A 2,066-nucleotide genomic window follows, 5' to 3' on the forward strand; every position below is an offset into this window, starting at 1 on the left:
AAGATCGCCGAGGCGGTGTCGCTGCGCCGTGACGTGCTCAAGCTGGACCAGGTCTCCAATGCCTGGCGCGTGGTGCACAGCGAGGGCGACGGCCTGTCCGGGCTGGTGGTGGACCGCTACGACGACCTGATCGTGGTCGAGTTCTTCGCCGCCGGCATGTTCCGCCACCGCGAGTGGATCTACGAGGCCCTGCGCGAACAGTTCCCGGGTTGCCGTTTCCACAGCTTCGCCGACGAGCACGTGCAGAAGCAGGAAAGCTTCGACTTCCACGGCAACACCACCACCGAACCAGCGGTCATCACCGAGTACGGCATCAAGTTCCGTGCCGACCCGGCCGGCGCGCACAAGACCGGTTTCTTCGCCGACCAGCGCGAGAACCGCGAGTGGCTGAGCCAGCAGGTGGAAGGCAAGAGCGTGCTGGACCTGTGCTGCAACACCGGTGGCTTCGCCGTGTACGCCGCCGCGCGCGGCGCCAGCGACGTGCTGGGCGTGGACATCGACCAGGACGTGATCCAGATCGCCAAGGGCAATGCACGCCTGAACAACGCCAAGCCGCGGTTCGTGCAGGCCGACATCTTCCCGTGGCTGCGTGATGCGGCCAACCGCGGCGAGCAGTACGACGTGGTGATCCTGGACCCGGCCAAGATGACCCGCGACCGCGACCAGGTCATCAATGCGCTGAAGAAGTACCTGGACATGAACAAGCTGGCGCTGGGCGTGGTCAAGCCCGGTGGCCTGTTCGCCACGTTCTCCTGCACCGGCCTGGTGGCCGAGGACCAGTTCCTGGACATGCTGCGCCGCGCCGCGTTCTATTCCGGCCGCACCATCCAGATCCTGAAGGTGGCCGGTGCCGGCCCGGACCATCCGTTCATGGCGCACGTGCAGGAATCGCGCTACCTCAAGGCGGTGTTCTGCCGCGTGGTGGATTGATCCGGGACTAGCGGGAGGGCCTTACCCCTCCCCAGCCCTCCCCTTGGCTGCGCCAAAGGGAGGGGGCGGATCGCGCGCGGCGGGTGTCCGGCGCGCCCATGCCGTCCGTCACTGGCCGTGACCGGTAGGCGGGGCTAAGGTCGGGCCTTTCCACCCCTGGTGAGGTCTCATGACGCTGCGTCCCCTGTCCCTGTTGGTATCCCTGTCGCTGTGCTTCCCGCTGGCGGCCTCGGCCGTGGAGTTCAGCCAGGCCGAACTGGCCAAGGCCAGCGAACTGCAGCGCCGCCTGCTGACCCTGGACTCGCACCTGGATACCCCGGCCAACTTCGCCCGGGCGGACTTCAACATCATGCAGCGCCACGACCACAACGCGCTGTCGCAGGTGGACTACCCGCGCATGGTCGAAGGCGCGCTCGATGGCGGCTTCTTCGCCATCTACACCGACCAGGGCGACCGCACCCCGGCCGCGCACACCGCCGAGCGCGACCATGGCCTGCAGCGCATGCTGCAGATCCACGAGATGCTGGCCGCCAACCCGGACAAGTTCCAGCTGGCGCTGAGCGCCGATGACGCGGCGCGGATCAAGGCCGCCGGCAAGCGCGTGGTCTACATCAGCATGGAGAACGGCAGCCCGCTGGTGGCCGACCCCTCGCTGCTCAGCTTCTACTACAAGGCCGGCCTGCGGTTGATGTCGACCGTGCATTTCGCCAACAACGAGTTCGCCGATTCGGCCACCGACCCCAAGGGCGCGGAGTGGAAGGGCCTGAGCCCGGCCGGCAAGGCGCTGGTCAACGAGGCGGTGAAGCTGGGCATCGTGATCGACCAGTCGCACGCGTCCGATGCGGTGTTCGACAACCTCATCGAGATGATGCCGGTGCCGTTCATCCTGTCGCACAGCTCGGCCAAGGCGGTGTTTGACCACCCGCGCAACCTCGACGACGCGCGCCTGCGCCAGCTCGCCGCCAAGGGGGGCGTGATCCAGGCCAATGCCTATGGCGGCTACCTGATCGACGAGACCAAGACCGCCGAGCGCAAGCAGGCCGAGGAAGAAATCGGCAAGCGCCTGGGGGGCTGGGACGACATGAGCATGGCCAAGGGCGTGGAACTGGCCCGGGCGATGGCCGAGCTGGACCAGA

At 67.3% G+C, this 2,066-nt stretch carries 2 protein-coding genes; both read left to right on the plus strand.

Annotation, left to right across the window (positions count from 1 at the left end):
* A partial coding sequence (locus VA603_RS10590) for a class I SAM-dependent rRNA methyltransferase (protein ID WP_323438798.1) occupies positions 1-930 on the plus strand: 930 nt, incomplete at its 5' end.
* A gap of 169 nt (positions 931-1,099) precedes the next feature.
* Positions 1,100-2,066 (plus strand): dipeptidase (locus VA603_RS10595; protein ID WP_323438799.1); only part of this gene is annotated, 967 nt, incomplete at its 3' end.

It is taken from the genome of Stenotrophomonas capsici (genome assembly GCF_034961085.1).
Taxonomy (GTDB): domain Bacteria; phylum Pseudomonadota; class Gammaproteobacteria; order Xanthomonadales; family Xanthomonadaceae; genus Stenotrophomonas; species Stenotrophomonas capsici.